Consider the following 21,125-nt stretch of genomic DNA (forward strand, 5'->3'; position numbering starts at 1 on the left):
AGGCAGGCGTCGCGGCCCGAGGCCGCCCGCCTATTGGCTCTGCAGCGACTTGAAGAAATCGTCGAGGCTGAGCGGCTCCAGCTTCTTCTTCACCGGAGCGGCGGCAGGCGGCGGCGCGGGTGATGCCGGCACGGCTTCGACAGGCGCATCCATAGGCCGGACCTCCGGCAACGGCGCCCGCTCGACCTCCGCCGCAGGCTTGGCGGCTTCAGCCTCCAGCTTGGCTTTCCGTTCGGCTTCGAGCCGCACCTTCTCTTCCGTGGCCCGGCGTGCCTTCTCGGCTTGCAGCCGCGCTTTTTCTCTGTCCGCTTCGGCTTTGGCCTTTTCGGCAGCCTCGGCGCCGCGCCGCTCTTCTTCTGCACGCAACCGTTCAGCTTCCGCCTTTGCCTTGGCCTCCAGCTCGGCTTTCAGCCTCTCCGCCTCTGCTTTCGCCTTGGCCTCTTCCTCGGCCCTTATCCGCGCTTCCTCAGCCAGTCGCGCCTCTTCGGCGATGCGCTCGCGTTCCGCCTTGAGGGCCACGAAATAACGCGTCTCGCGCCGCAGCCGCTGCTTTTCCAGCAGCACCGCCTGCATCGCCTCGACGCGCGCCTGTTCCTTTTCCAGCGCGCGCTGGGTCAGGAACTGCGCCATAGGCGCGCTGTCGAACAGCTGGACCGTCGCTCCCGGCTCGCCTTCGAGCTCGAAGTTCATCATCGGCTCCGATCCGACCAGCTGTTCCTTGCCGGGCGCATAGGTGATCGAGCCGCTGGCAGCGACGACACCGGCATTGAGGTCGGCGCGAAGATCAGCACTCAGCGTCGCCGCCGGGTTTTTCAGCGTCAGCGGCGGCGCGCGCAGGATGCCGCCGGCAATGGTGAAGGCGACGTCGGCCTTGTCGGCGACGAAGCTGCCCTCGCCCGCGATCCCGGGGGCGAACTCGGCGACGCGTGCCGCATTGATGTCGCGGCCCAGCGCGTCCGCCTTGGCGATCAGCGGCGCGAAGGCATCGGGGTTGAAGCCGGGCAAGGATAGTCCAGCGACATCGGCCGTGCCCGAACCGGACAGCGACGCGACGAGGCCCTCGACCGATTTGCCGCTGCCCGACAGCGTCGCCGAGAAATTGCCCTTGCCGCTGGCCTCGCCTGCCCAAGGCATCGCGGCGACATCGATGCCGTCGAGCTTCAGCTGGCCAGAAATGAACGCCGTGCCATCATTGTTCTTGAGTTCGACGAGGCCGCCAAGATCGCCGCCAAACAGCTTGGCCTTGATGTTGGAAAGCCTGAGCGCCTGGCTGTCGATCTGCAGCGCCAGCACCGCATCATTGGCGGTTGCCAGCGGTTCGGCCAGAAGCGTGCCTGCGACGATTTCGAGGTCGGCGCTGAACGGCGCGACCGGCTTCGGCGCAAAGGCAGCCGTCGGCCAAGCCCCATCGCCGCTTTCCAGTGCCGTAGCACCCAGCGTCATTTCGGCAAACGGCCTGAGGTCCAGTTCGTCGAGGGTGAGCGAACCACTGAGATGCGGCAGGCCCTTGTTCAGCTCGGCCTTGAGATGGCCGACCACCGCCCCTTCATTGACGGTGCCGTCGAGCCTGTCGAGCGCCAGAACCCCGCCGCCAAGGCTGGCATCGGTGGCAAGTTCCACCTGCATGCCCGTTCCCATGCCCGGCAGCGTGACCGTCGAGGTCATCAGCCATGGCTCGAGGTCGGCGGCCTGCAGCGTCGCCCGTCCCTTCAGGCTCGGAATGCCGTCGCGCAGCGCCACAGTGCCGGCAAAGCCTGCCGAGGCATCGTCGCCCTTGAGGCTCGCAACCACTTCAAGGCCATTTTGCACGGCACCTTTCGCGCTAAGCGCAAGCTCCCCAGGCCCGGTGACGCCGAGCGGCAGCACCGGCAAGCCCGCCAGCGCCAGCAGGCTGGTGGCGTCTTCGTTGCGGGCGGAAAATTCGAGCTTCAGCTGCGAGCTTGCAAGCGCGCCCGGAATCGCCTGCGCCGACAGTGTAGCAAGCAGATCCGACCCGCCGGCCTCGCCCTGCCCGCTGAGCGCGATCCCCGTCGTCTTGTCGCCATTGTCGACGGCACTTGCGACGAAGTCGATCCGCGCGTCGGCCAGCAGGCCGGGATAGGCTGCGGCGCGGGCAGCCAACCCGTTCAGCAATTTGTTGTCGGGCGCCTGCTTGGCGGCAAGGGCGACCAATGGCGCGAGATCGACGGCCACCACCGATGCATCCAGGTTGCCTGTCGGTGCCTCGGGGAAATCCTTGATCCGCCCGGTGGCGCTCAGCGACGCCCCGGCCAGTCCGCCAACGGAGAGCTTGTCGATCTCCAGCACGCCCTCGCGCAGCCTGAGCGCGGTGTCGACTGTGTCGGCGCTGAGACCGGCAAAATTCAGCGGCCCCGCCTTCACCGCAAGGTCGAGATCGGCGTCACTGAAGCGGTTGGCGCCCTGGTCGGTGACGAACAACGAGGCAAAGGCACGCAATCCGTCGAGATCGAGTTCGCCGCCATCGAGTTTCATCATCACCGACGCCCTGGAATCATCGGGCAGCATGCTGTCCAGTTCGCCGGTGAACCTGGCCTTGCCGAGGATCAATTCGATGCCGTCGAACGTCTGCTGCTCGCGCGTCAGCCTGACCTTGGCCTTGAAGCCCGCTGCCGGAAGCTTGCGCACCGCCTCGTCGACGTCCTTGGCCACCCAGGCGGCAAAACCCGAGGGCTGGCCGACGGCCAGCAGCATCTGCCCGTCGAAACCCAGATTGTCTTCGGTGCGCAGGAAACCATCGGCCTCCAGGCGCGTGCGCCCGGGCAGCGTCGCGGCCATCGACTTCAGCTTCCAGCCGCCCTCGCCCGGTTCCGCCGAAAGCTTAACGTCGCGCACGGTGGTGTCGCCGGCGACAACCGCCGGCAGGTCGACTTCGACGGTGCCCGGGATCGAAGGCCGCGGCAGCTCGACCAGTACCTTTTCGAGTGCCGTCAGGCGTTGCGGGATCGAAAAGCCTGGGCCGCCCGCCTTTTCGCCGCCCACGGCCTCATCGAAACGCACCTGCGCGCCGTTGGCGGTAATCGCAAAATGCGGCTCGGTGCCGAGATCGACCTCGGCCGTGCCGTCGGCGGTATAGGGATCATCCAGCGGACCGCTTTCGAAGCGGAACTCCTCGACGCCGAGCTTGGCGTGGTCGAGCGCGAACTTGCCTTTCAGCCGAAAGCCCGGCTCGACTGGCTTCGCCGGCGGTTTGGGCTTTTCGCCATCGGCGGCTGCCGCGGGCTCCGGCTGGGCCTCGACGACACTGAACCCGCCCGAATAGAGCGCCCTGCCCTTGTCCATCGAGGCGTTGCCGTCGCTTTCGACCACGAAGCCGTAGCGTTCCGGCGCGGCCCGCACCCTGAGCCGCATCTGGCCTGTCGGATCGACCGAGCCGGTCGAAGCCGACAGCTGGGTCTTCATACCGTCGATGCGCAGCGAGCCGTCGACCCGCCACGGACCGGACAGAGCCCTTGCCGACACCGAGGTGTTGATCTCCGACAGCAGGTGCTCGCGCCCGCTCGCCGCGTGGCGCAGCCGCACCTGTCCTTCGGTGATGGTCAGCTTCTCGATCGAGATCTGCTTGGCGTCGAACGGCGCCGACGGACGAATCGCCCAGTCGACAACCCCGTCGGCGGCAAGGTCGATGATCGCCTTCGGCCGCACCAGCCGCATGTCGTAGATCAGGAACTCGCCACTCAAAAGCGGCGCAAGCTCCGCATCCATCGAAAATGTCTCGACGGTCATCGCATTGTTGCCGCCTGTGCCGCCACCGACGATCACATCGGAGAACGTGACCGAGGGAAACGGCAGGATCCGCGCCGTCACCTCGCCCTGCACCACAACCTTGCGGCCGAGTATGGCGCTGGCCTCGCGCTCGAATTCGGCCTTGTAGCCCGACCAGTCGATAAAGTACGGCCCCACCAGCCCCGCACACAGCGCCAGTACGAACAGTCCTCCGAATATGACAAACAGGCGAGCGAGCATTACCTCGGGGCAAATCTTTCATGCGTCCCAGGCGACTAAGCGCAGGAGCGTGGTCATTTGGTGGCATGTTGGGCTGTGCGCTGCAGCACGTCAACGCCGCGCGACGCCCTGTCCCGCGAAAAGCGGTCACGTCGCATCAGGCCGACCATCGTGGCCGGACCCTGCAAGCGGCCCAAATGGATGCGCCGCGATTCAGATCAGCTGAATTTCTCTATTTTGCGTCGCGCTTGGCTTGTGAAACCGCCGCCGCCTTGCGCAGGCGCCCGCGCTCCATCGGCCTGGCAAGGCTTTTGGCCTTGGCGTTTTCGACAGCCCGCATGCCGAGATGGGCTTGCCGCGTGTTGAAATCGGCGGCACGGGCCGGCTTCTTTTCCTTGCTCAGCGCCAAGGCGTGGCGCGCGTTCTCGACGAGATCGATGCGCGCGGCGAGCTGGCGCCGTCGCTCATGTTCGCCATTGAGCCTGCGCATGCTCATCGCCAGCACGCCGAGCTTTGCCTTGGTGCCGTGGTCCTTGGTCGCCGGCTGCGCACCCTTGGCCGCTGCCTTGCCACGCATTTCGCGGCGTTTGCGATTGGCCTCGCCCTGCGCCCGGTCACGCCGCTCGCGCACCGCCTTCAACAGGTCGCGCAGCTCGGCATCCGACAGCTCCTGCACCACCGGATGGTGCGAATTCTGCACCAGCTTCCACTCGTCTTCGCTGAGGGCTCGTTCTTCCTGCTTCCTGGAAACCGCCATGTTCTGGTCCTCGCCTTTCACAGTCCGGTTGCCCCAAAAAGCGCGGGGCAACCGGACTGTCCGCCCGAACCAGGGCGGGGTCAAGCCGACCTTAGCGGCGGCGCATCCGGATCACCTTGAGCGGCCGCCCCTCGTCGTCCTGGTCGTGCCTGAGCGTTTCCGCAAAGCCGATGCGGTTGTAGAAGGCCACCGCCGCTTCGTTGTCGGCATAGACCTCGACGTCGAGCGAACCCTTCAGTTTCGCCGCATGCAGCACCAACGCCTTGCCGAGGCCGTGGCCATGGGTTGCCGGGTCGACGAACAGCCCGCCGATGAAGCTGTCGATCAGGCCGATGAAGCCGGCCGGCCGGCCGTCGATCTCGGCCACCCAGTTCTCCGCCTGCGGCAGGTAGATGTCCCGCACCTTGGCCAGTTGTCCGGTCAGATCCGTCTCTGTCAGGAATGGATGACCGATCCGCGAAGCCTCAAGCCAGATGTCGGCCAGGCAGTCGCGATCGGCCGTGTCGGAATAGGCGCGTATCGTCGCGCCGTGAGCGTGTGTCATGGAATTATCCTAGGAATTTGCGTATCAGAGAAAGGCGCGCAAGCGCCCGCTTTGGCCTCTCGGCCCATCAGCACTTGGCCGACGCTTCAGCGATGGAAGTCTCTGCGCATAAAATCCCTTGTTGGACGGCGCCGAACTAGCAGCACCGCCTCAGCCAGTCAACGCCTACTCTGCCGCAGGCAAGACCTTGCCCGGGTTGAGAATATTCAGCGGATCGAGTGCGGCCTTGATCGCCCGCATCACCGAAACGCCATGGCCGTGCTCGCGCTGCATAAGCCCCATCTTGCCCTGGCCGATGCCATGCTCGCCGGTCGAGGTGCCATCCATCGATATCGCCCGTTCGGCCAGCCGCTTCACGAACTCCTCGGCACGGCCGATGTCTGCCGGATCGTTCGGATCCATAAGCACCAGCGTGTGGAAATTGCCGTCGCCGACATGTCCGACGATCGGCGCGACCAGCCCCAGCCGAGCGATGTCGGCCTCGGTCTCGGCGATGCACTCGGCGAGCCTGGAGATCGGCACGCAGGCGTCCGTCGACAGCGCGCGTGAGCCCGGCCTCAGCGTCTGCGACGCCCAATAGGCGTCGTGGCGTGCCTTCCACAGCTTCGCCCGTTCCTCGGCGACAGTGGTCCAAAGGAACGGCCCGCCGCCATATTCGGCCGCGATCTCGCCAAAGCTCTCCGCCTGTTCGGCAACGCTGGCGTCGGAACCGTGGAATTCGAGGAACAGGCACGGGCTTTCAGGGTAATCGAGCTTCGAATAGTTCTTCATCGCCCGCATCTGCAGCGCGTTGACCAGTTCGATCCGCGCCACCGGAATGCCCATCTGGATCGTGGTGATGACCGCCTGGCACGCCGCCTCCACGGTCGGGAACGGGCAGACACCGCCCGAAATCGCCTGCGGAATGCCCTGCAGCTTGAGCGTCACCTCGGTGATGATGCCAAGCGTGCCTTCCGAACCGACCAGAAGCCTGGTCAAATCGTAGCCGGCAGAACTTTTGCGCGCGCGGTGCGAAGTAACCACCTCGCTGCCGTCGGCCATCACCGCCCGAAGCGACAGCACGTTCTCGCGCATCGTGCCGTAGCGCACCGCATTGGTGCCCGAGGCCCGCGTCGCCGCCATGCCGCCGAGGCTGGCATTGGCGCCGGGATCGATCGGGAAAAACAGGCCGGTGTCGCGCAGATAGCTGTTCAGCGCCTCGCGCGTCACGCCCGCCTGAACCGTGCAGTCAAGGTCGTCGGCATTGACCGAAATCACCTTGTCCATGCGCGAGGTGTCGACCGAAATGCCGCCCGCCGGCGCGTTGACATGGCCTTCGAGCGAGGTGCCGGTGCCGAAGGCGATGACCGGCACGCGGTGTTCGGCGCAAACCCGCACCACCTCCTGCACGTCGGCCGTGCTTTCGGCGAACACCACGCCATCGGGCGCCTGGTTGGGCAGATAGGTCGTGGTGTGGCCATGCTGCTCGCGGATCGACTGGCCGGTCTGGAAGCGCTCGCCGAACTGCTGCTTGAGGATGCCCAGCGCAGCCGCGATGCCCTCCTCGTTCCGCGCCATCGCCTTCAGGTCGCTCAGAGCCATCTTTTCCTCCGCGTTTGGAACAGCCTGGCGCCTTGCCGGCACCTTATGCTGCGGTAATCTGCCAGCCCCGGCAGTTTGTCCAGCGCCGCCGTGCATGACCCCGAAAATCGGGATTTTCGGAAAGGATCATGCACAAACTTAAAGTGTGACAGCGTCCTTTGCACGTCCTGCCGGACGCGCGGCGCTGCCAAGTCGAAGAGGATCGTCCATGCCAGTCCCGTTCGTCTCGAGCCTCATGGAGGTCGACCAAGCCTGGCTCGACTACAACGGCCACATGAACATGGCCTATTACAACGTGCTGTTCGACCGCGGCGGCGAGGAGGCGCTCGACCTGCTCGGCATGGGCGCGGCCTACGCCCGCGACCGCAAGCTCACCACCTACACCGCCGAGATCCATGTCTGCTACGTCAGGGAACTGCACCTTGGCGACAAGGTCACCGCCACTTTCCACCTGCTCGACCACGACGAGAAGCGTTTCCGGGTCTACCAGGAACTGCATCATGTCGACGGCTGGCTGTCGGCGACGTCGGAGACCCTGTCGCTCCATGTCGACATGAACGGCCCGAAGGTCGCGCCTTTCCCTCAAGACATCATGGCCGCCCTCGATGCCATGCGCGCGGCGCACGCCGCATTGCCGATGCCCGAGCGCGCCGGCCGCTCGATCGGCATCAGGCGCAAGCCCGCATAGTGGCTTCCGGGCGGGCGGAAGCCCGCATAGTGGCCCCAGAGCCACAGGCGGTTAACCTTACCTGTTCATAACCTGCGCCACAGCCTGAGGTTCGTTGATCGCCCCTCGCTGCCCTCCGACAATCCCACGCAAGCGAAGTTGAGTCGCGGCGGCGGGCACCGGACGGCTTGAGGCAAGGCATGCACACTGACATCGAAGCAACGGCCAACAAGCTCGCCTGCGACCCCCGCATCAGCGACTACGACTTCTGGCGTTCGCTTCGCAACATCAACAACGAGCTGTTCGAGATCGCCAACAACAACCGGCCGATCCCGATCGAGATGCTGCGCTGGCGCGTCATCCTGCGCCAGGCCCGCTCCAAGCGCGGCGTGGCCTGAAGCGGCCGAAAGGCGCGCCAGCCGCGCCTTCGCCGCTTGCCTGATCAGGCAAGCTTTTCCTTGAAGAACGCCACGGTACGCCCCCAGGCCAGCTCAGCCGCTTCCTTGTTGTAGCGGGCCTCCGAGGTGTCGTTGTTGAAGGCGTGCTGGGCGCCGTCATAGACGAATACCTGGAAGTCCTTGCCTGCCTTTTCCAGCGCCGCCTTGTAGGCGTCGATGCCGGCATTGATGCGATCGTCCTTGCCGGCATAGTGCAGCAAAAGTGCCGCTTTGATGTTGGCGATCGCTGCCTCGTCCTTGGGCTGCGCACCATAATAGGCGACGCCGGCGCCGAGGTCCGGCGCGTTGACGGCGAGCAGGTTGACCGTGCCGCCGCCCCAGCAGAAGCCGACAGCGCCGACCTTGCCGTTGCCGCGCTCATGGCCTTTCAGAAAGGCCACCGTCGCCACGCCGTTGGCCACCGTCTGAGCGGCATCCAGCTGGCCGAACATTTCGCGCGCCTTCTCCTCGTCCGGCGGCGTGCCGCCCAGCGGCGACAGGTAGTCTGGCGCCAGTGCGACGAAGCCTTCGAGCGCGATGCGCCGCGCCACGTCGCGGATATGCGGGTTGAGGCCCCTGTTCTCGTGGATGACGATGACGGCCGGCAGCTTGCCGGCGTTCTCGGCCGGCTGGACGAGATAGCCCTTCATCTCGCCCGAGCCGCCGGGATAGGCGATGTCCTCGGCCTTGAGCCGCTTGTCGTCGTCGGCAACGATCGCGGCACGTGCCTGGCTGGCCGAGAGCAGCGGCGCGATCGCCGCCGCGGCGGCGCCCGAGCCGGCAAGCTTGGTCAGCTTCTCCATGAAGCCGCGCCGGTCGAGCGTCAGGTGGGTGTATTCGTCATAGGCATCGATCATCGCCTGGGTGATGGCGGGTCTTGTCATGGCTCGCTCCCATTTTTGCCTGTCATTCCAGCGAGCTTAACGTATGCAGATGTAGTTGGGTTCACGGTTGCTGTAGTTGTCTTCACGCTTGCGTGAAGAGCGCCTGACAATGGCAAATCAGAAGCATCCCCGCGCCGTGCGGCGCAAGGATGCCCTCGAAAGCCGTCGTTGGCTCAGTCCTGGCTTTCCATGAAGCGGATGCGATTGCCGAACGGGTCGATCACCTCGCACTCCAGCCCCCAGTCCTGATGCTGCAGGCCCGGGCGGTTGTATTTGTAGTTCTTGGCGATCAGCCCCTTCTGGAACGCTTCCACGCCCTTCATGTAGCAGACCGCTGTCGCGCCCGGGCTGGCGTCGCCGGAATGCTCCGACAGATGCAGCTTCAGGCCACCGCGCGACACCTGGCAGTACAGCGGCGCGCCGGGATGGAAGCGATGCTCCCAGTCGACGGCGCAGTCGAGGAAGCCTGCGTAGAAGCCCCTCGCCTTGTCCTCGTCGAAGATGCGGAAGATCGGCACCGGCTGGGTGAAGCTGACCCCGCCAGCGGCAACATCCTCCGGTTTTTCCAGCTTGCTCGCCAAGATGTTCCAGGTCTCGACGCCGAATTGCCTGGCGACGATCTCCAGTGCCTCGCTATGGCTGACATCGAGGTTTTTTAGGGCAAGCGCTTCGCGCATGGCTTTCGCCATCGCCTTGGCGTCACGATAGGTTCGCATGATCTTCCGACCCTCGGGTTGTGGCGAGAAATACCATCAGTGCCCGCATTGCCGATGCTCTCACCATCCCTATGGATCAGGTGACGGAAGCGTCCGATGTGTTCGCCATACCCCTTGTCGGGGCGCGGGCTGCAGGCCGCATCAAGCCGTCAGCCACGCTAGCAAAGCGGCGGCGGCAGGGTCAAGACCGTCACTTTCCCCGCCACAAACCAGAACAAAACGGAGACGCTTCTGGCCTTTCCGCCCCGAATCACTACATTCGGGACAAATGTCAGACTTTCCGGACGACATGCCCTTTTTCGACGAGCCCGGCGCAATGCCGTCCCGGCCCGCCAGCACGCCTGCGCCCAGCGGTATCGCCGCGCGCGCCATGGCCGCGCGCCAGGCGCCTGTCGCGCCCGACTATCTCAAGGGCCTGAACCCCGAGCAGCGCCTCGCCGTCGAGACCACCGAGGGCCCTGTCCTGGTGCTCGCAGGTGCCGGCACCGGCAAGACGCGCGTGCTCACCACCCGCATCGCCCATATCCTCAGCCAGGGCCGCGCCTACCCCAGCCAGATCCTCGCCGTCACCTTCACCAACAAGGCCGCGCGCGAGATGAAGCAGCGCATCGGCCTGCTGGTCGGCGAAGCCGTCGAGGGCATGCCCTGGCTCGGCACCTTCCACTCCATCGGCGTCAAGATGCTGCGCCGCCATGCCGAACTGGCCAACCTGCGCTCCGATTTCACCATTTTGGACACCGACGACGTCATCCGCCTGATCAAGCAGCTGATCCAGGCCGAGGGCCTCGACGACAAGCGCTGGCCGGCGCGCCAGTTCGCCATGATGATCGACGGCTGGAAGAACAAGGGCCTCGGCCCGGCGGAAATCCCCGAGGGCGACGCCCGCGCCTTCGCCAACGGCAAGGGCCGCGAGCTCTACAAGGCCTATCAGGACCGGCTGCAGACGCTGAACGCCTGCGACTTCGGCGATCTGTTGTGCCATCCGATCCGCATCTTCCGCGCCTATCCTGACGTGCTGAAGGAATACCAGAAGCGCTTCAAATACATACTCGTCGACGAGTACCAGGACACCAACACCGCGCAGTACATGTGGCTGCGGCTGCTCGCCCAGGAAACCGGCGCGCCAGGCCAGAAAAATGTCTGCTGCGTCGGCGACGACGACCAGTCGATCTATGGCTGGCGTGGTGCCGAGGTCGACAACATCCTGCGCTTCGACAAGGATTTTCCGGGCGCCGTCGTCATAAGGCTCGAGCGTAACTATCGCTCCACCGCCCATATCCTCGGTGCCGCATCCCATCTCATCGCCCACAATGAGGGCCGCTTCGGCAAGACGCTGTTCACCGATCGCAACGACCCCGAAGACGGCAAGGTCAATGTCCACGCCGCCTGGGATTCCGAGGAGGAAGCCCGCGCCGTCGGCGAGACCATCGAGCAGCTGCAGCGCCAGAAGCACAACCTCAACGACATGGCGATCCTCGTCCGCGCCTCGTTCCAGATGCGCGAGTTCGAAGACCGCTTCGTCACCCTTGGCGTCAACTACCGCGTCGTCGGCGGCCCGCGCTTTTACGAGCGCCAGGAAATCCGCGACGCCATGGCCTATTTCCGCGTCGTCGCCCAGGGTGCCGACGACCTCGCCTTCGAGCGCATCGTCAACATACCCAAGCGCGGCCTCGGCGAGGCAGCCATCCGCCAGATCCACGACACCGCGCGCGCCCTTGGCGTGCCGATGCTCGAAGCCGCCCGCAACCTCGCCGAAAGCGACGAACTCAAGCCCAAGCCGCGTGCCGCGCTTCGCGAGGTCGCCGCCAATTTCGAACGCTGGCAAAAGGCGCTCGACAATACGCCCCACAACGAACTCGCCGAGACCATTCTCGAAGAGAGCGGCTACACCGACATGTGGAAGAACGACCGCTCGGCCGAAGCGCCGGGCCGGCTCGAAAACCTCAAGGAACTCATCCGCTCGATGGAGGAATACGAGTCCTTGCGCTCGTTCCTCGAGCATGTCGCGCTCGTCATGGACGCCGACAAGAACGAGGAGCTCGACGCCGTCAACATCATGACGCTGCACTCGGCCAAGGGCCTGGAATTCGAAACCGTGTTCCTGCCCGGCTGGGAGGAAGGCCTGTTCCCGCACCAGCGCGCGCTCGACGAAGGCGGCCGCTCGGGCCTGGAGGAAGAGCGCCGCCTCGCTTATGTCGGCCTGACCCGCGCCAAGAAGAACCTGCATCTGTGGTTCGTCTCCAACCGCCGCATCCACGGCCTGTGGCAGACGACAATCCCCTCGCGCTTCCTCGACGAGCTGCCAGAGGCGCATGTCGAGGTGGCGGATGCCGGCAATTCCTATGGCGGTTATGGTGGTGGCCGGCAGAATCCCTACGGAGCTTCGCGTTTCGACAGCGTCGGCGAAAAGTCCTTCTCCAACACTTATGCGACGCCGGGCTGGCAGCGCGCGCAGGCAAACCGCACCGAAGCCACCGACCGCAACTGGGGCTCGCGCTCCGGCCATTCGGTCGAGCGCATCGGCTATGGCGAGACCGATTCCGGCTTTGGCGCCGGCCGCGGCTCGGTCAAGGGCCGCATGATCGAGGGCGAGCTGGTGGCAAAATCGGTCGCCACGGAGCCTTCGCGTTTCAATGTCGGTGACCGGGTGTTCCACCAGAAATTCGGCAACGGCAACGTTTCGGTCGTCGACGGCAACAAGCTGACAATCGACTTCGACAAGGCCGGCCAGAAGAAGGTGCTGGATGGGTTTGTGAACCCGGTGTGAGGTTTCACATCTCCGATCCGAGTGCCCCCGCGCCCGCCAAGCTTTCCAACCAACCCGCCCTCTGCACGAAATCTGCAAGAAACTGCCGAGCATCTCCTCGTTCACGCTGCGCACGCGATGCCAGGACACAGCAGTCGCATGAAAACGACAACTAGCGCTGCTGTCCCACACGCCCGCCAACTGCCCTGAAGGTTGCTCACCGGGTGGCTGACCGCCCCGCCCAAACGCCAGCTCCGGTCCTGCCTTTTGCAGCTTGCCGGCATGAACGTCGGCAAGGGGCATGCTGGCGCGCGCCACTTGCTGCCTCGCATGTGCAGGAATAACATTAGGTTGCGCTAATTCAAAATCGCAGGGAGGCGAAGACGATGCGCAGATATATCGATTGCCGAGAATTCCCGAGCGAAATGAAATGCACGGTCGCGATCGCGGCCGACAGCGAGGACGAACTTATCAACGCAGCCGTCCAGCATGCGGTTGCCGTGCATGGCGAGCACGACACGCCCGATTTCCGCGCCGAGGTCAGGAAAGCCATTCACGTCGGCTCGCCACCGGCCTGATTTTGCTGGCGCTTTGGCACGGTGCCGGGGCTCTGCAACGCAAAGTCCCGGGGTGGCTGCTGCTTCGCGGCCACCCCGGCCAGCTTTTGAGGGTTTCGCGCGCGGCAGAGCCGACGTGGCCAAACGCTGTGCCGCTTGGGCCCTTTGCGCTTGTCGTTTGAGATACGCATTACCGCTTGGGCCCATCCCGCCTGTCGTTTGAGAGTGGTGAGGCGGGTGTCCCTACTATTGCCGGTGCGCCGGCCCGTCGGCGCGGCGCATCGCCTTCAGCCGTTCGGCTGCCGATGCTGCGAGTTCAGCATAACGATCCTCTAGCTTTTCGGCCGCCACCAGCACCTCGGGCTCGAAGTCATTGGCCTCGAGCACCCGCCGCAATTTCTCGACGAACTCGGCCTGCTGCTCGAGCGCTGCAAACAGCTTCTTCACCTGGTCGCGGCTGATGTCGGGATTGGCGAGCGTCGCCGGAACCTCTCGCGCCATCTCGGCGCCGGTCTCGGCCTGCTCTCTGAGGATGTCCAGCCAATCAGTCACGCTACTCGATACCCAACCCGCCACAATCTTGTTCCCGACAGGGGAAATCGTCAACCGGTCAGGACAGCCGAAAGCTCCTGCGTGGAAAGTGCATCCACACCTGGAGCAGGAATGGTTCCGCGCATGGTTTGTTCCCAAACCTCGCGCCGCCAACGAATGCGGTTGCGGACGCGAAGGCGGGCGTGGCGGTGAAGAAACTTGGCTCCCCCTCATCCTGAGCCTGTCGAAGGATGGGAAGACGAACTCGGCAGCGATAGTCGCCATCACCAACGCCGTCATCCCGGGTCTCGCTGCGCTCGCCCGGGATGACGCCCGCGACCTGCCTCGGAAGCGCTCACGCCTTCGCTCGTTTGTCCTGCCTCTTCGCCGCGTCTTCGCATTTGCGCCGGATTTCCTCGACCTCGGTCTCGGTCAGGTGCTCGATGCCGATGAAATGATTGTGGCCGGTGCTGACCCTGATCAACTCGTCGAGCTTGGCCTGGATCGCGGCACCATCGCGGTTCTGCGTGTTCTGGATCAGGAACACCATCAGGAAGGTGACGATGGTCGTGCCGGTGTTGATGACCAGCTGCCAGGTATCGGAGAAGCCGAACAGCGGGCCGGACACCGCCCAGACGACAACGATGAGGCAACAAGCGGCGAAGGTCGGTGGCAAGCCGGCCGCATAGGCCACCTTGTTGGCGATCCTGGTGAAAACCTTCTCGAACATCGAAAATTCCTTCAATTGGCGAAGGAAAACAATCGACATCCACTCGCGGTTCCGTGCCGAGTGGCTTGGATTCGTCAAGAAGCGGTATTCTCCCAGCGCTCCAAGAACGCCTCGATCGGCAGGCCCTGCATGTCGGGGATCGCCTCGAACAGCCTTTCGCGCGGCCAGTCCCACCAGGCCAGCGCCTCGATGCGGGCAATGATCTCCTCGGGAAACCGCATCTTCAGCCGCTTGGCCGGCACGCCGGCGAAGATTTCGAACGGCGCGACATCCCTGGTCACCACCGCATTCGCCCCGATCACAGCACCATTGCCGATGGCCACGCCGGGCATGATCACCGCGCCGTGGCCGATCCACACATCGTGGCCGATCGTCACCGGCTTGGCCCTGCGGCGCTCGCGAAACTCGTTGTCGACGCCGAGATAGCGGAAATATTCGTTGGGCCGGTAGCTCACCTTGTGCGTGGTCAGCCGCTCCATCGGGTGTTCGAGGGCATTGATGCGGCTGTTGGCGGCGATCGAGCAGAACTTGCCGATGCTAGTGTAGATCGCCTCGGCGTGGCGCTCGAAATAGGAATAGTCGCCGACCACGACCTCGCGCAGCACGACGCGCTCGCCCACAGACACATGACGGCCGAGCCGGCAGCCCTTCAGCTCGGATGTCGGGTGGATGCGCGGCTCGTCATCCTTGAAGCGCAGGTCGGCGGGAGTGTCCATCAGCGGGATTTACGCCCGCGCCATCGACCTCGCAAGCTATTGCGGCTTGCCCTTGGTCCAGACGACGTTCTGGCCATAGAGCGGCACCGTCGTCATCGACATCTTGGCCGAACCGTCCTGCACCTGGCGCGAATGGGCGAGATAGATCAGCGTCTCGTTCTTCTTGTCGTAGATGCGGTTCACCACCTGCTCTTTCCAGATCAGGCTGATGCCCTGCTTGAACACCTCCTCGCCTTCCTGGCTCAGGTCGATCTCGCCAATGCTGATCGGCCCCGTCTGCTGGCACGAAATGGCGGAATCAGACGGGTTCTCGAACCAGTTGCCCTTTTGCAGCCGGTCGATCACGCCGCGGTCGAAATAAGAGACGTGGCAGGTGACGCCCTCGACCTTCGGGTCCTTGATCGCCTCGACGATGATGTCGTTGCCGAGCCAGTCGACGCCAACCTCGCCGACCTGCTGGGCGATCGCGGGTGAACCCAGCACAACTGTCGTGGCAAGTATGGAAAGGGCACGCCGCATGAAAGCCTCCTGGAATGGTGCAGTCGCCAACACTTGGGTCAGCCGATCGCCCGATGCAAGGCAACAGCCAGGCATCTCACTCGCGAAATGGTGTTTTGTGGACGAATGAGAGCGTCAACATGTCTCTTTTGGCAAATCACGCGCCGCGCTATGTAGGGTAGATGAAACAGCCCTTGCCCAAGTCGCTCAAGACGGTCGCGTGGATCGCGCTCGGCCTGGCGGCGTTCGCGGCATCCAGCGGCCTCGCCTTCGCCTCCTGGCTGGACAAGGACGCCGGAATCTTCATGTCACTGGTCGAAGCAGGCATGTCCTGGTGCTTCTGAGCCGGTCGCCAATCACCCCATGATGGAATCACAAGCGATGATGCGCACCATTCTTGCCGGCATTCTGATCCTGATGGCCGCCGGCGTCGGCTGGCTGACCTTCGACTGGTACAGCTCCAGGAACAGCGCCCAGGCCTTTGGCGCGCCCTTCGTGCTCGTCGACCAGAAGGGCGCCGAGATCACCGACGCTGCCTTCCGCGGCCAGCCGAGCGCCGTGTTCTTCGGCTTCACCCATTGCCCCGAGGTCTGCCCGACGACTCTGTTCGAGCTCGACGGCCTGCTCAAGCAGATGGGCGACGAAGGCAAGAACCTGCGCGCCTATTTCGTTTCGGTCGATCCCGAACGCGACACGCCCGAGGTGATGAACAGCTACGTCAGCAACGTCTCCGACCGCATCACCGGCATCACCGGCGACCCGGCCAAGATCGCCGCCATGGCCAAGGCCTTCGGCATCTACTCCAAGAAGGTCCCGACCGAGGGCGGCGACTACACCATGGACCACACCGCATCTGTGCTGCTGCTCGACAGCAAGGGTGATTTCTTCGGCACGATCGCCTATGAGGAGAACCCTGAGACCGCGCTTGCCAAGCTGAAACGGCTTGCAAACGAAGGCTGACCTTCTCCACCGGACCTGACATGACCCAGACACGGCTGCACATCACCACTGGCCGCGAAGCTGCAAATCGCATCTTCGCTGCCCTCGAAACCGCATTCGAGGACGACGGCTGGCCGATCGCCATCATCGAGATCGACGAGGACCGCGACATCCACGAAGTGTCGCTTTATGCCGATGGCGAGGTCGTGGACATCGAACGCCGCATGGCCGAGGTCCTGGCTTCGGAAGGCCATGCCGGCGGCATCGAACGGGAAATCCTGCCCGACATCGACTGGGTGGCAAAGTCGCTCGAAGGTCTGAAGCCGGTCGAAGCGGGCCGCTTCATCGTCCACGGCGGCCATGACCGCAAGGATGTGCGCCCCGGCCAGATCGCCATCGAGATCGAAGCCGGCCTCGCCTTCGGCACCGGCCACCACGGCACGACGGCAGGCTGCCTGGAGATGATCGAAAAGGTCGTCGCCGAGGAAAAGCCCACCAACGCGCTCGACCTCGGCACCGGCAGCGCCGTGCTCGCCATTGCCGTTGCCAAGCTGGCGCCGATCCCGGTGCTCGCCACCGACATCGACCCGGTCGCAACCGAAGTCGCCGCCGCCAATGTCCGTCTCAACGGCGCTTCCAACCACGTCGAGACGGCGACGGCGGAAGGCTTCGACGACCCGATCTTCGCCGCGCGTGGCCCGTTCGACCTGATCGTCGCCAACATCCTGGCACAGCCGCTGATGCAGCTCGCGCCCGAGATGGCAGCACATCTGGCCGCCGATGGCTCGCTCGTGCTCTCGGGTATCCTCGACCGCCAGCACGACGCCGTGGTCGAAGCCTATGTCGCGGCCAAATTCCGCCACGTCGAAACCTTCCATAGGGAAGGCTGGGTGACGATCCACCTCAAGAACTGACGTTGTGGCACATACCGGCGGCGTTGCCAGCAAGGACGCGCGACGGTAGGTTCGCCGGAAATCCAGTTTCCGGGAAAACACCATGTTTCAGTCCTTCGATTCAGCCGGCGACCCCACCGTCGGCAAGCCGCGCGTGGCGCTGCTCCGGCAATGGCTCAAGGAGAACGGGCTCGACGGCTTCGTGGTGCCCCGGGCAGACGAGCACCAGGGCGAATACGTCCCGCCACGCTCGAATCGCCTGAGATGGCTGACCGGCTTCAGCGGCTCCGCCGGCGTGGCGATCGTGCTCGCCAGGAGCGCCTACATCTTCGTCGACGGCCGCTACACGCTGCAGGTGCGCGACGAGGTCGATCTCGACATCTTCACTGTCGAAAGCCTGATCGACAATCCCCCGGCAAGCTGGATCAGGGAAAACCTGCCCAAGGGCGCGCGGCTTGGCATCGACCCGTGGCTGCACACCATGGGCGAGGTCAAGGCGCTGACCGCGGCAGCCGAGAAGGTTGGCGCCGTGCTCGTCCCCCTCGCCCGCAACCCCATCGACGCGATCTGGGAGGACCAGCCCGACGCGCCACTGGCTCCGGTCGAGATCCACCCCGAGGCCTTTGCCGGCGAGCTGGCCAAGGACAAGCTCAAGCGGCTTGCTGCGGCGATCGAGAATGACGGCGCCACCCATGCGATCCTGACCGACCCGTCGTCGCTCGCTTGGGCGTTCAACATCCGCGGCGGCGACGTGCCCCACACGCCCCTCGCGCTTGGCTTCGCCATCCTGGCCGCCGACGGCAGCCATGCCGTGTTCATGGACAAGCGCAAGCTTGGCCGCACGGAGGAGGCCTATCTCACGCAGCTCGCCGACATCAAGGCGCCAGGCAAGCTCGATGACGCGGTCGCCGCCCTTGCCAAATCAGGCGCGAAGATCGCGCTCGACCCGGTGCTTGCCGCCGACAGGCTGCGCGCCCTGATCGAGGACAATGGCGGCACGGTGGTGCAGGCGCCGGACCCGGCGCGCCTGCCACGCGCGACCAAGAATGCTGCCGAGATCGCTGGAACGCGCGCCGCCCATCGCCGCGACGGCGCTGCGGTCGCCAAGCTGCTCTGTTGGCTGGATCGGCAGGAGCCCGGCAAGCTCGACGAGATCGCGGTGGTAACGAAGCTGGAGGAATGCCGCCGCCAGACCGGCGAGGAAACGCAGATGCCGCTGCGCGACGTCTCGTTCGACACCATCTCGGGTGCCGGCCCCAACGGCGCGATCATGCACTACCGCGTGTCGAAGGCGACGAGCCGCGTGCTCGCCACCGGCGAGCTGTTCCTGCTCGATTCGGGCGCGCAGTATCAGGACGGCACCACCGACATCACCCGCACCATGCCGGTCGGCAAGCCGACCGAGGAAATGCGCGAGCGCTTCACGCTGGTGCTCAAGGGCATGATCGCGATTTCGCTCGCGCGCTTCCCGGCCGGCACGCGCGGCGCCGACATCGATGCCCTTGCCCGCATCGCCTTGTGGAAGCACGGACTCGACTACGCCCATGGCACCGGCCACGGCGTCGGCTCCTACCTCGCCGTGCATGAGGGTCCGCAGCGCATCGCCAAGACGGGTATGGAAAAGCTGCTTGCCGGCATGATCCTGTCCAACGAGCCCGGCTACTACAAGGAAGGCCATTACGGCATCCGGCTGGAAAACCTGATCCTGGTGACACAGGCTGGCGAGCTGCCCGGCGGCGACATCGCCATGCATGGCTTCGAGACGTTGACTCTGGCGCCCTTCGACCAGCGCCTGCTGCGCGCCGACCTGCTGACCCGCGAGGAACTGGATTGGCTCAACGCCTACCACGCCCGCGTTCTGGCCGAGATCGGTCCGATGCTCGACGGCGAAACGCTGGCCTGGCTGGAAAAGGCGACCGCACAGATCGCCTGAGGATCTTGCGACACAGTTCCCTCAGGAGCTGGATATTGCCGCTAGTGGTGGCTCGGTCGTGCGTCCTTCGACAAGCTCAGGATGAGGAACGTCAGCGTTAGCGCGCCTAGATAGCGTTGGCGCTGGTATCGATCATAAGCTGGAGCAATGGCGTCAGTGGTCCTCATCCTGAGCCTGTCGAAGGACGCACGACGCACCGACAGCGGGACCACCACTGCCGCCGCCCTACTCAGCCGATGAAATGCCGGAGCGCGATCAGCACGGCAGCACCGGCCAAAAACATCGTCATCAACCCGCCGCGCAGCGAAACGATCGCCGCGACCGCAAGGGCGGCCAGTTCAGCAGGGCCCGCCGACAGCGCGGCGGGCGCCACCAGCGTGGTCAGGACCGCCGCCGGCACGGCGTTCAGGCCCGCCTCGACGCGCGGATGGATGCGCTCGAAGCGCGAGATGACAAGATGCCCGCCGATGCGCGTCAGATAGGTGGCGACCGCGCCGGCGAGGATGATCCAAAGCGTCGTGCTCACGAAACCACCTCCACCGTTTCATCTGATGCAGCCGTTTCTTCGGGGCGAACCGGCATCGCCGCGGCAAACAGCACCCCGGCCAGTGCACCGATCGAGACGTGCCAGGGCGAGCCGACAGTCTTGTAGGCGATCATCGAGGCAACGGCGCTGGCAACGACGATCGGCAGCCAGCGCGGGCGCTTGCGGAAGCTCATCACCAGTCCGAGGAAATAGATCGGCAGCAGGAAATCGAGGCCGATGGCATGCGGATTGGGGATCAGCCGCCCGAACATTGCCCCCAGCGCGCTTTCGGCGACCCAGAAGACGTAGATCGGCAAAGCCATGCCCATGTACCAGGCAAAGGTCACCTCCTCGCCGTTCTCGCCCTTGCGCTCGGCCTCGGCATATTGCGGGTCAACGAGGAAAAAGTAGCCGATAGCCTGCTTCAGAAACGGCCAGTGGTCGATGCGCTTGCCGACCGCCGCTGAATAGAGCACGTGGCGGAAGTTGACGGCGAAGATCGACAGCACCACCAGCCACGGCGCGACATGCTGGCCGAACAGCTCGATACCGACAAGCTGGCTGGCGCCGCCATAGATGCTGGCGCTCATCAGCGTCGCCTCGGCGACGGAGAAGCCATTGTCTATGGCCAGCGCCCCGAACAGGATGGCAAAGGGCGCCGAGGCGACCACCACCGGTACGCTCAAGCGCACGCCTTGCCAGAATTCACCTCGACGATCAGACATTTGGCCTCCGTGGCGCATCGGCCCCAGATCGAACTTTGAGTGTTGGAATGCACGATGCAGGTCGAAATTGAAAACGCAGAGCGGCTCGACCAATGCTCCCATAGCCTGCGCGGAGGTCTGAATAAGTCAGCCGGCTTGGCGTGTCACATCAATTCGGTTGAGCCAACGATCAGCGGTTCTCAGTTTTTGCCGGCCGCTTGACCGAGCATGGCGAATAGCCGCCCGGATGGAGGCGGCCCATCGTCATGTCGAGCTTGATCGGCAGGTCACGCAGCGCATTGACGTTCAGCTTGCGCGCAGCCGCCAGCGCCACCTCGCCGCAGGCATGCGCGTCCTCGGCCGCGTTGTGATGCTTGAACGAGAAGTCGATGTGGCGCGACACCTCGTTGAGCCGGTGCGAGGCGAGCTCCTGCCACACCATCTTCGCCATCTTGAGCGTGCAGATGTAATCGATATCAGGACAGGCGATGCCGTACAGCTGATAGCTCGCCCGCATCACGCTCATGTCGAACGAAGCGTTGTGGGCGATGACCAGCGTATCGCCGAGATCGTCTTCGAATTCCTCCATCACCTCGGGGAATTCGGCAGCATCCTCGACATCAGCCGGGCGGATGCCGTGGACGGCAATGTTGAAACGGGAAAAGCGCATGTCCTTGGGGCGGATGAGCCGCTCCTCGACTCGGATGACCGCGCCGTCCTCGATCCAGGCGAGGCCCACGGAGCATGGGCTGCTGCGCTGCTCGTTGGCAGTTTCAAAGTCGATGGCAATTGCACGCATGAAG

The 21,125-nt window shown here is 64.6% G+C and carries 21 protein-coding genes; 8 read left to right on the plus strand and 13 right to left on the minus strand.

What is annotated here, in order from left to right; all coding sequences use genetic code 11:
* Positions 1 to 30: 30 nt before the first annotated feature.
* From J1C56_RS11445 to J1C56_RS11460, 4 genes are all read right to left on the minus strand, one after another.
* Positions 31 to 3,984, minus strand: a complete 3,954-nt coding sequence (locus J1C56_RS11445; protein ID WP_214389119.1) for an AsmA family protein — start codon at positions 3,982 to 3,984, stop codon at positions 31 to 33.
* Positions 3,985 to 4,195: 211 nt separating this feature from the next.
* Positions 4,196 to 4,720 carry a hypothetical protein gene (locus J1C56_RS11450; protein WP_214389121.1) on the minus strand — a complete coding sequence of 175 codons (525 nt, stop codon included), beginning with the start codon at positions 4,718 to 4,720 and terminating at the stop codon, positions 4,196 to 4,198.
* Between the two features lie 91 nt (positions 4,721 to 4,811).
* The gene (locus J1C56_RS11455) at positions 4,812 to 5,264 is read right to left on the minus strand and encodes a GNAT family N-acetyltransferase (protein ID WP_214389123.1); all 453 of its coding nucleotides are present in this window, start codon (positions 5,262 to 5,264) and stop codon (positions 4,812 to 4,814) included.
* Positions 5,265 to 5,429: 165 nt separating this feature from the next.
* Positions 5,430 to 6,845 (minus strand): FAD-binding oxidoreductase, encoded by a 1,416-nt coding sequence (locus tag J1C56_RS11460; RefSeq protein ID WP_214389125.1) that lies wholly within the window; start codon positions 6,843 to 6,845, stop codon positions 5,430 to 5,432.
* A 208-nt stretch (positions 6,846 to 7,053) separates the two neighbouring features.
* Here J1C56_RS11460 and J1C56_RS11465 point away from each other — a divergent pair, with 208 nt between their 5' ends.
* The gene (locus J1C56_RS11465; protein WP_246591313.1) at positions 7,054 to 7,533 is read left to right on the plus strand and encodes a thioesterase family protein; all 480 of its coding nucleotides are present in this window, start codon (positions 7,054 to 7,056) and stop codon (positions 7,531 to 7,533) included.
* 179 nt (positions 7,534 to 7,712) lie between these two features.
* Positions 7,713 to 7,910 carry a hypothetical protein gene (locus tag J1C56_RS11470; RefSeq protein ID WP_067960475.1) on the plus strand — a complete coding sequence of 66 codons (198 nt, stop codon included), beginning with the start codon at positions 7,713 to 7,715 and terminating at the stop codon, positions 7,908 to 7,910.
* Between the two features lie 44 nt (positions 7,911 to 7,954).
* Here J1C56_RS11470 and J1C56_RS11475 read toward each other — a convergent pair whose 3' ends face one another.
* Together J1C56_RS11475 and J1C56_RS11480 are read right to left on the minus strand one after the other, a co-directional pair.
* A complete protein-coding gene (locus tag J1C56_RS11475) occupies positions 7,955 to 8,833 on the minus strand; it encodes a dienelactone hydrolase family protein (protein ID WP_246591314.1) in 879 nt (292 codons plus the stop codon).
* 173 nt (positions 8,834 to 9,006) lie between these two features.
* On the minus strand, positions 9,007 to 9,549 hold the full coding sequence (locus J1C56_RS11480) for a glyoxalase superfamily protein (RefSeq protein WP_214389127.1): 543 nt from the start codon (positions 9,547 to 9,549) through the stop codon (positions 9,007 to 9,009).
* Between the two features lie 268 nt (positions 9,550 to 9,817).
* On the opposite strand from J1C56_RS11480, the gene J1C56_RS11485 reads away from it, so the two are divergent.
* The gene (locus J1C56_RS11485) at positions 9,818 to 12,316 is read left to right on the plus strand and encodes an ATP-dependent helicase (protein WP_214389129.1); all 2,499 of its coding nucleotides are present in this window, start codon (positions 9,818 to 9,820) and stop codon (positions 12,314 to 12,316) included.
* 365 nt (positions 12,317 to 12,681) lie between these two features.
* Positions 12,682 to 12,873: a DUF1059 domain-containing protein gene (locus J1C56_RS11490; protein WP_214389132.1), complete on the plus strand. Its 192-nt coding sequence runs from the start codon at positions 12,682 to 12,684 to the stop codon at positions 12,871 to 12,873.
* A 225-nt stretch (positions 12,874 to 13,098) separates the two neighbouring features.
* Here the strand turns inward: J1C56_RS11490 and J1C56_RS11495 are convergent, their stop codons facing one another.
* The 4 genes from J1C56_RS11495 to J1C56_RS11510 all read right to left on the minus strand — a co-directional run bounded on the left by J1C56_RS11495 (position 13,099) and on the right by J1C56_RS11510 (position 15,348).
* Complete coding sequence (locus J1C56_RS11495) at positions 13,099 to 13,404, minus strand: hypothetical protein (RefSeq protein WP_214389133.1); 306 nt, start codon at positions 13,402 to 13,404, stop codon at positions 13,099 to 13,101.
* Positions 13,405 to 13,738: 334 nt separating this feature from the next.
* The gene (locus tag J1C56_RS11500) at positions 13,739 to 14,113 is read right to left on the minus strand and encodes a low affinity iron permease family protein (RefSeq protein ID WP_214389135.1); all 375 of its coding nucleotides are present in this window, start codon (positions 14,111 to 14,113) and stop codon (positions 13,739 to 13,741) included.
* A 74-nt stretch (positions 14,114 to 14,187) separates the two neighbouring features.
* Complete coding sequence (locus J1C56_RS11505; protein ID WP_214389137.1) at positions 14,188 to 14,829, minus strand: DapH/DapD/GlmU-related protein; 642 nt, start codon at positions 14,827 to 14,829, stop codon at positions 14,188 to 14,190.
* 36 nt (positions 14,830 to 14,865) lie between these two features.
* A complete protein-coding gene (locus J1C56_RS11510; protein WP_214389139.1) occupies positions 14,866 to 15,348 on the minus strand; it encodes a CreA family protein in 483 nt (160 codons plus the stop codon).
* Positions 15,349 to 15,509: 161 nt separating this feature from the next.
* On the opposite strand from J1C56_RS11510, the gene J1C56_RS11515 reads away from it, so the two are divergent.
* From J1C56_RS11515 to J1C56_RS11530, 4 genes are all read left to right on the plus strand, one after another.
* Positions 15,510 to 15,671, plus strand: coding sequence for a hypothetical protein (locus J1C56_RS11515; RefSeq protein ID WP_214389141.1), 162 nt, complete (start codon positions 15,510 to 15,512; stop codon positions 15,669 to 15,671).
* Positions 15,672 to 15,708: 37 nt separating this feature from the next.
* The gene (locus tag J1C56_RS11520) at positions 15,709 to 16,287 is read left to right on the plus strand and encodes an SCO family protein (protein WP_214389142.1); all 579 of its coding nucleotides are present in this window, start codon (positions 15,709 to 15,711) and stop codon (positions 16,285 to 16,287) included.
* 20 nt (positions 16,288 to 16,307) lie between these two features.
* Positions 16,308 to 17,180, plus strand: coding sequence for a 50S ribosomal protein L11 methyltransferase (locus tag J1C56_RS11525; protein ID WP_214389144.1), 873 nt, complete (start codon positions 16,308 to 16,310; stop codon positions 17,178 to 17,180).
* Between the two features lie 82 nt (positions 17,181 to 17,262).
* Positions 17,263 to 19,092 carry an aminopeptidase P family protein gene (locus J1C56_RS11530; protein WP_214389147.1) on the plus strand — a complete coding sequence of 610 codons (1,830 nt, stop codon included), beginning with the start codon at positions 17,263 to 17,265 and terminating at the stop codon, positions 19,090 to 19,092.
* A gap of 229 nt (positions 19,093 to 19,321) precedes the next feature.
* On the opposite strand, the gene J1C56_RS11535 is transcribed toward J1C56_RS11530, so the two are convergent.
* From J1C56_RS11535 to J1C56_RS11545, 3 genes are all read right to left on the minus strand, one after another.
* Positions 19,322 to 19,618, minus strand: a complete 297-nt coding sequence (locus J1C56_RS11535) for an AzlD family protein (RefSeq protein WP_214389149.1) — start codon at positions 19,616 to 19,618, stop codon at positions 19,322 to 19,324.
* Entirely contained in the window at positions 19,615 to 20,343 is a 729-nt protein-coding gene (locus J1C56_RS11540) for an AzlC family ABC transporter permease (protein ID WP_246591315.1), read from the minus strand. The genes J1C56_RS11535 and J1C56_RS11540 overlap by 4 nt, the downstream gene beginning before the upstream one ends.
* A 169-nt stretch (positions 20,344 to 20,512) precedes the next feature.
* Complete coding sequence (locus J1C56_RS11545) at positions 20,513 to 21,121, minus strand: 3'-5' exonuclease (RefSeq protein WP_214389153.1); 609 nt, start codon at positions 21,119 to 21,121, stop codon at positions 20,513 to 20,515.
* Between the last annotated feature and the right edge of the window lie 4 nt (positions 21,122 to 21,125).

It is taken from the genome of Aminobacter anthyllidis, assembly GCF_018555685.1.
Classification (GTDB): Bacteria; Pseudomonadota; Alphaproteobacteria; order Rhizobiales; family Rhizobiaceae; genus Aminobacter; species Aminobacter anthyllidis.

Coding starts and splice junctions, on each gene's coding strand:
- J1C56_RS11445 (WP_214389119.1), bottom strand. CDS start 3,984: ATGCTCGCTCGCCTGTTTGTCATATTCGGAGGACTGTTCGTACTGGCG.
- J1C56_RS11450 (WP_214389121.1), bottom strand. CDS start 4,720: ATGGCGGTTTCCAGGAAGCAGGAAGAACGAGCCCTCAGCGAAGACGAG.
- J1C56_RS11455 (WP_214389123.1), bottom strand. CDS start 5,264: ATGACACACGCTCACGGCGCGACGATACGCGCCTATTCCGACACGGCC.
- J1C56_RS11460 (WP_214389125.1), bottom strand. CDS start 6,845: ATGGCTCTGAGCGACCTGAAGGCGATGGCGCGGAACGAGGAGGGCATC.
- J1C56_RS11465 (WP_246591313.1), top strand. CDS start 7,054: ATGCCAGTCCCGTTCGTCTCGAGCCTCATGGAGGTCGACCAAGCCTGG.
- J1C56_RS11470 (WP_067960475.1), top strand. CDS start 7,713: ATGCACACTGACATCGAAGCAACGGCCAACAAGCTCGCCTGCGACCCC.
- J1C56_RS11475 (WP_246591314.1), bottom strand. CDS start 8,833: ATGACAAGACCCGCCATCACCCAGGCGATGATCGATGCCTATGACGAA.
- J1C56_RS11480 (WP_214389127.1), bottom strand. CDS start 9,549: ATGCGAACCTATCGTGACGCCAAGGCGATGGCGAAAGCCATGCGCGAA.
- J1C56_RS11485 (WP_214389129.1), top strand. CDS start 9,818: ATGTCAGACTTTCCGGACGACATGCCCTTTTTCGACGAGCCCGGCGCA.
- J1C56_RS11490 (WP_214389132.1), top strand. CDS start 12,682: ATGCGCAGATATATCGATTGCCGAGAATTCCCGAGCGAAATGAAATGC.
- J1C56_RS11500 (WP_214389135.1), bottom strand. CDS start 14,113: ATGTTCGAGAAGGTTTTCACCAGGATCGCCAACAAGGTGGCCTATGCG.
- J1C56_RS11505 (WP_214389137.1), bottom strand. CDS start 14,829: ATGGACACTCCCGCCGACCTGCGCTTCAAGGATGACGAGCCGCGCATC.
- J1C56_RS11510 (WP_214389139.1), bottom strand. CDS start 15,348: ATGCGGCGTGCCCTTTCCATACTTGCCACGACAGTTGTGCTGGGTTCA.
- J1C56_RS11515 (WP_214389141.1), top strand. CDS start 15,510: ATGAAACAGCCCTTGCCCAAGTCGCTCAAGACGGTCGCGTGGATCGCG.
- J1C56_RS11520 (WP_214389142.1), top strand. CDS start 15,709: ATGATGCGCACCATTCTTGCCGGCATTCTGATCCTGATGGCCGCCGGC.
- J1C56_RS11525 (WP_214389144.1), top strand. CDS start 16,308: ATGACCCAGACACGGCTGCACATCACCACTGGCCGCGAAGCTGCAAAT.
- J1C56_RS11530 (WP_214389147.1), top strand. CDS start 17,263: ATGTTTCAGTCCTTCGATTCAGCCGGCGACCCCACCGTCGGCAAGCCG.
- J1C56_RS11540 (WP_246591315.1), bottom strand. CDS start 20,343: ATGTCTGATCGTCGAGGTGAATTCTGGCAAGGCGTGCGCTTGAGCGTA.
- J1C56_RS11545 (WP_214389153.1), bottom strand. CDS start 21,121: ATGCGTGCAATTGCCATCGACTTTGAAACTGCCAACGAGCAGCGCAGC.